Raw genomic sequence first — 6,186 nt, 5'->3', positions numbered from 1 at the left:
TGTCTTCCGAAAGCGCGGTCTCGTCTAGACCCTGCTGCTTGAGGCGCTGCATGGCACGGTAGCGCGCTTCCGTGTAGAAGTACTCGGGCGGCACCATGTCGAGCCCTCGGAGCTCGGCGAATGCATCGGCGCCCTCGCCGGCCAAGAACACGTGCCCCGAGTGCTCGAGCACTTCTCGAGCCAACCGAATGGGGTTTTTGACCCGCTTGACCGCAGCAGCCGCCCCCGCTCGGAGCTCCTTGCCGTCCATCAGCGACGCATCGAGCTCGTTGATGCCGCTGCTCGTGAAGCAGGCGCCCTTGCCTGCATTGAACAAGGGCGAGTCCTCGAGCACCACGACCGCAGAAACCACCGCATCCAGGCTGGTGCCGCCTGCCCGCAGCACCTCGTATCCGGCGTCCAGGGCTTCGGTAAGCGTCTCGCGGTACACTGCATCACGCTCCGGCGTCAGCTCGCTGCGCACCAGCGTCCCGGCTCCGCCGTGAATCACCAACCCAAACCTGTCCATCTGTGCCTCGCCAGCAGCGTGCCGCAGTACATGCATAGCCGGTCCAGCAATACACTGCTAGCCATCAACTGCCGGGCACGCTTTCGTTGTCTCTGATCCGAGGTGCGATCGCAAAACCGGTAAACCCGTAGATCAAAGCAAAGACGACGCCCGTGTAGCACATGATGGCCCATCTCGCGTACTCGAACGACGATTCGAGACCGAGCGTGCTTGCCATGAATACGCCGGCGATGCTCCACGGAATCAAGGGAACGACCACCGTGCCGCTGTCTTCGGTCGTGCGGGAGAGATTCTTCGCCGCCAGGCCCTGTTGTCGGTAGGCGGGCGCGAACAACTCACCTGGAATCAGAATCGAGAGAAAGGAGCTTCCGGTCATTACGGCGGTCGCGATCGACGCGATAACCGAGCAGGCCACGATGCGTCCCCTGGTGTGGGCGACACGCAAAAGGCGCTCCAGCAAGACGTCCAACATGCCCGCCTTCTGCACGATGCCGCCAAACGCGAAGGCGCACAGGGCGATCAGGGTCACGTGCATCATGTTGTCCATTCCACCCCGCGTCAGAAGCTTGTCCACGAGCTCGTGACCGGTGTGCGCGTGGTAGCCGCTGACCATCGACCCCACCGCGCTCCTGAGGCTGCTGCCCTGCAGCACGATGGCCAGCCCGCTTGCCACGGTGGAAGAGAGCAGCATGCCCGGAATCACAGGTCGCTTTCGGATAGCCAAATAGAGCGTGATGAACGGCGGCAGCAGCAATACCGGATGAAAGACATAGTGAGCGCGCAAAACTCCCATGATGGCATCCGTAGCATGCAGGGCGACCTCGGCATGGACGGGCATCGTCCACCCCAGAGCGAGGTAGATTCCCAGGCCCAGCAGCCAGGCCGGTGTCGTCGTCCAAAGCGTGTGCCGGATGTGATCGAAGAGATTGCTGCGTGCAGCGATCGGAGCGAGATTCGTGGTGTCCGAGAAGGGAGACAGCTTGTCGCCAAAATAGGCTCCGGCGACGATGGCACCCGCTGCTTGCCCCAGGGGAACCGAAAGCCCCTGTGCAACACCCATGAAGGCAACGCCCACGGTTCCCACGGTGCCGTAGGAGGTTCCGGTAACCAGAGAAACGACGCTGCAGACCAAACAGGCCGTGACCAAGAAGTAACGAGCTGAAATGAGCTCGAGGCCGTAGCAGATGAGCATCGGTATCGTGCCCGCGGCGATCCACGACCCTATCAGCGCCCCGACCACGATCACTATCAGCATGGCCGGCATGCCCTTCATCATGCTCTGCAGTATCCCGGTCTGCAGATCGTCGAAGCTGCTGCCAAGCCGCCATGCAATCAACCCGGCAACCACGGCCGCGCACAGCAGCAGTGCCTCGATCGCCAGACGCAGGACACCGTAACCGATGCCCAGCAGCACCACCATTGCGATCAGCGGCGCGAGCGACTGAAAGAACGTCGGTCTGCTGTTGCTCGAGCCCATCGCGAGACGGCGCCAGCCTCGCAGGCCCTTCGGTTGCTGACAAGAGCCGTTCGCACGGCCTGAACGGTTACGGCTGGCGTACGCTGGGCGGCTTGGAATACACTGCGTCGCTGTCGTTTGTGCGGCCCACCGAAACTCGAGAAAAGCGCATGAAGAAACTGCGGATTCCACGGCATCGGGTCAACATGGCTTCGCCCTTTCGATTCCGATCCGGCAAAGCCATGCTGGCCCGATGCCTGACCTTGGTAACGGGCGCGCTCATCGGGTGCGACGCTCCTGCCTCGTCCCCGGCGAAGCCCGCCCGGCAACAGACCGAGGCGGCTCGCACGCGACAGACGCCCCCGGCCCAGTCTCGCGACCTCGCCGTGATTCCCATGCCGAGGAAGCTGCTCGCCAAGGCAGGTGGCTTCTCGCTCACAGCCCGAACTCGAGTAGCGATTCAAGGCTACGGCGACCCCGAGGTGGCGCGGGTGGCAAGACACCTCGCACAGCTGCTCAACACGGCGACCGGCTTCGCACTCGAGCCGCGCGCGGCCAAAGCAGAACATCGGGACTCGAAAGGCACGATACTGCTTGGGCTTGATCCCGCGCTCGAGGCCGAGGAGGGCTATCGGCTCACGGTCGGCTCCACTCGCATCGATTTGCGAGCGAAGCGAGCTCGCGGCCTGTTTTACGGGATCCAAACCCTGCGCCAGCTTGCGCCGGTCCAGATCGACTCGCCCGAGCCGCTACCCGAGCTTGCTTGGACGATCCCGGCTGTCGAGATCGAAGATGCGCCGCGCTTTCGCTACCGGGGCATGCATCTAGACGTGGGCCGCCACCTGTTTCCGGTCGAGTTCATCAAGCGCTACATCGACACGATGGCGCGCTACAAGCTGAACATGTTCCACTGGCATCTCACCGAGGACCAAGGCTGGCGAATCGAGATCAAGAAGTATCCAAGACTCACCGAGGTGGGTGCTTGGCGCAAGCAGACCATCGCGGGTCACAACAACGACGTGCCACGCAAGTTCGACGGCCAGCGCTACGGAGGCTTCTACACGCAAGAACAGGTGCGTGACATCGTCGCGTATGCGGCCGCTCGATTCGTCACGGTAATGCCGGAAATCGAGCTGCCGGGCCACTCGAAGGCTGCGCTCGCCGCGTATCCAGAGCTCGGCTGCACCAAGGGGCCCTTCGAGGTAGCCACGATCTGGGGCGTGCACGAAGACATCTACTGCCCCAAGGAAAAGACCTTCCGTTTCCTCGAAGACGTCCTCAGCGAGGTGCTCGAGCTCTTCCCGAGCCGCTACATCCACATCGGTGGAGACGAAGCACCCAAGGCCCGCTGGAAGAGCAGCAAGCTGGCCCAGGCGGTCATTCGGCGCGAGGGCCTCAAGGACGAGCACGAGCTTCAGAGCTACTTCATCCGTCGGATCGAGAAGTTCCTCAACAGCAAGGGCCGCAGGCTGGTCGGCTGGGACGAAATACTGGAGGGCGGGCTCGCACCCGATGCCACGGTCATGAGCTGGCCAGGGGTCGCCGGTGGCATCGCTGCAGCCAAGCAAGGCCACGACGTGATCATGAGCCCCACGAGCCACGCCTACTTCGACTACTACCAGGCCAAGGACAAGACAAAGGAGCCGATCGCGATCGGCGGCTACCTGCCGCTCGAGAAAGTGTATCGGTTCGAGCCTGTTCCACCGGCTCTTTCTAGCGCAGAAGCCGAACGCGTGATCGGCGGCCAGGCCAACCTGTGGACCGAGTACATCAAGACCCCTTCCAAGGCCGAGTACATGGCTTATCCGCGCATGCTGGCGCTCTCGGAGGTGGTCTGGTCACCGAAGGCCGGGCGTGACTGGGACGGCTTTGCCAAGCGGGTCGACGCCGAGCTCAGGCGCTTCGATCTGCTCGGAATCGACTACGCGCGGCACGTGCTCGCCGTCAAACAGGAGCCCGAGCTCACCGCTGACGGCCGCTTTCGCGTTGCCCTGCGGGCGGTACGGCAGGCTCCCATTCACTACACGCTCGATGGCTCGCAACCCGACGCTCGTTCGCCGCGCTACGAGGGCCCCATCACCCTCGCGGGCAACGCCACGCTCACGGCCGTCGCCATAGAAGCCGGCAGGCTGTTGTCGCTTCCCCGCGCTGCGAGCTACTCCGTGCACCTGGCCACGGGAAAGCCTGTGCGCTACGGGCGGCCCTTCAGCCCGAAGTACCCGGCAGCCCGCGAGCTTGCACTCACCGACGGCCGTCGGGGGAGCGCGGTTGCGCGTGACGGACTGTGGCAAGGCTTCGTGGACGAGGACCTGGACGCCACGCTGGATCTTGGCCAGGAGCAACCGATCCAGCGTATCGAGGTCGGCGTGCTCAGGCACGTACGCGACTCGATCGTGCTCCCCGAACGGGTCGAGTTTCGCGTCTCGAAGGACGGCAGGCACTTCAGCCCGCTGCCCGAGGCGAGCCCTGGCCAAGCCGAGCAGCGAAACGAAACACCCCTGCCCATGCGCTTCGGGGCGGATGCAAACGGCCAGGCGGCTCGTTACGTGCAAGTCGTAGCCCACAACCACGGCAAGCTACCGGATTGGCATCGACGAGCCGGAAAGCGGGCGTGGCTGTTCGTCGACGAAATCGTCGTTAGGTAGCAGCGCAGGGCCGGGACGAGGACGAAAGCGGTTGTGGCGCGATTGCACCTTTAGTTTCTGGTCAGAATCGATGCCAGAGCCAGCGCGCCCGGCGGACCGGACCGAGGAATACTGGAAGTATTTCGCAGGGCCGGGACGAGGACGAAAGCGGCTGTGGCGCGATTCTGACCAGAAACTAGTTGCTAAGGTCCTCGAACTCCTTATCAAGCCGATAACGCGGTGACGTGATGTAGCGCTCCATGCGCGCCAAGCGCGCATCCATTTGGCGGAACCTGTGGCGAAGCGCGTGAAACACGTGGTGCGGATCGCGCCGAACCGTACGCTTGAGCTCCTCCTCTTCCGGGGTCCCGTGCAGCTCCGGAGGTTTGCGTCGCAGTAGAAACGCAGCGCCGAGGTAGATCAGGATCGTGACCGGCATGAAGATGAAAGCCAGCAGCGTGAGGCAGCGCGCGGCAAAGAGATTGAATCCGAAGTAGTCGGCAACTCCTGCACAGACACCGAAGCACATGCCGTTTTCGGTGTCTCGGTACAGGCGGCGGGGGTGAAAACCGTTGTCTGGGAATCGGCTCATGACGGGTACCTCAGCTTCTTGGTCGCTGGCGATCGGAACGATCCTCTCTCCAGCGCTCCGTTCGGTCATCGAGAATCGTCTCCAGGGCGTTGATGCGGCTCTCCATGCGCTGAGCCGACTGGTACAGCTCCTCGAGCAGCTTTTCGTCCTCACTCGACAGGCCCTTCGAGGTCTTCCACTTCGTGATGTAATGGAACACGAGCCACAGCGGCGCGAGGAGACCCAGGAACAATGCAATAAAAAGTTCACCCATGGATGACTATTCCTTTCAGGTGTTTGGCATCCGCACTGGTGCCCCTTGGGCTCCAGGTACTACGAAGGGGACTTGCTGCGCATTCGCTCCTTGAGCTCGCCGAGCGCCCTTTCGACTTTCTCGTCCTCCTCGAGATCCTGAATCTCATGACGAAGATCCCGCTTCTTTCCCAGATCGTAGGACTCCACACGACCCTCCAGCTGCTCCATTTTGCGCTCGAATTGCTCGAAGCGGATAAGCGCGTCATCCACATGATGCTCCCGCTCGCGGACCATGAGCCGCTTGCTTGCGGCTCGATGCCGAATCACCATCGCTTCTCGCCGAGCTTTCGCATCCGCCAGTTTCTCCTGCAAGCGTCCGATGTCGTCGCTGAGCTGCGATAGTGCCTCCTTCACGTGCGTGAGCTGGCCGCGCACGACCTCGGCCGTGCTCTCGACCTTGCGCTTCTCCATGAGGGCCGCTTTGGCCAGGTCGTCGCGGCCTTTGCTTACCGCCAACTCCGCCCTGCCGTCCCAGTCGCTCGCCTCGCGCTCAAGCCCCGCGAGCCTCCGGTGAAGCTCTTTCTTGTCGGCGATGGCTCGTGCAGCAGTGGACCGCACTTCCACCAGCGTGTCTTCCATTTCCTGGATCATGAGCCGGACCAATTTTTCGGGATCTTCGGCTTTTTCCAGGATGGAGTTGATGTTGGCGTTCACGATGTCGCTCATGCGAGAGAAGATGCCCATGGCGTGTTACCTCTTTCGGTCGCGTCCC

The 6,186-nt window shown here is 62.7% G+C and carries 6 protein-coding genes; 1 reads left to right on the top strand and 5 read right to left on the bottom strand.

Annotated features, from left to right (window positions below; genetic code table 11):
- Window positions 1-508: isoaspartyl peptidase/L-asparaginase (locus MJD61_14190; GenBank protein ID MCG8556420.1), on the bottom strand; the 508-nt coding region annotated here is incomplete at its 3' end.
- 64 nt (window positions 509-572) lie between these two features.
- The gene (gene nhaC, locus MJD61_14185; GenBank protein MCG8556419.1) at window positions 573-1,985 is read right to left on the bottom strand and encodes a Na+/H+ antiporter NhaC; all 1,413 of its coding nucleotides are present in this window, start codon (window positions 1,983-1,985) and stop codon (window positions 573-575) included.
- Between the two features lie 149 nt (window positions 1,986-2,134).
- On the opposite strand from nhaC, the gene MJD61_14180 reads away from it, so the two are divergent.
- A complete protein-coding gene (locus tag MJD61_14180) occupies window positions 2,135-4,609 on the top strand; it encodes a family 20 glycosylhydrolase (protein MCG8556418.1) in 2,475 nt (824 codons plus the stop codon).
- A gap of 175 nt (window positions 4,610-4,784) precedes the next feature.
- Here MJD61_14180 and pspC read toward each other — a convergent pair whose 3' ends face one another.
- Genes pspC through pspA form a run of 3 tightly spaced genes read right to left on the bottom strand, consistent with a single transcriptional unit; the run spans window position 4,785 to window position 6,158 of the window.
- Entirely contained in the window at window positions 4,785-5,180 is a 396-nt protein-coding gene (pspC, locus tag MJD61_14175; GenBank protein ID MCG8556417.1) for an envelope stress response membrane protein PspC, read from the bottom strand.
- Window positions 5,181-5,190: 10 nt separating this feature from the next.
- On the bottom strand, window positions 5,191-5,433 hold the full coding sequence (pspB, locus tag MJD61_14170; protein MCG8556416.1) for an envelope stress response membrane protein PspB: 243 nt from the start codon (window positions 5,431-5,433) through the stop codon (window positions 5,191-5,193).
- A gap of 59 nt (window positions 5,434-5,492) precedes the next feature.
- Entirely contained in the window at window positions 5,493-6,158 is a 666-nt protein-coding gene (gene pspA / locus MJD61_14165; protein MCG8556415.1) for a phage shock protein PspA, read from the bottom strand.
- Between the last annotated feature and the right edge of the window lie 28 nt (window positions 6,159-6,186).

Source organism: Pseudomonadota bacterium, assembly GCA_022361155.1.
Classification (GTDB): Bacteria; Myxococcota_A; Polyangia; order Polyangiales; family JAKSBK01; genus JAKSBK01.
This window is presented reverse-complemented; position numbering and strand designations above follow the sequence as displayed.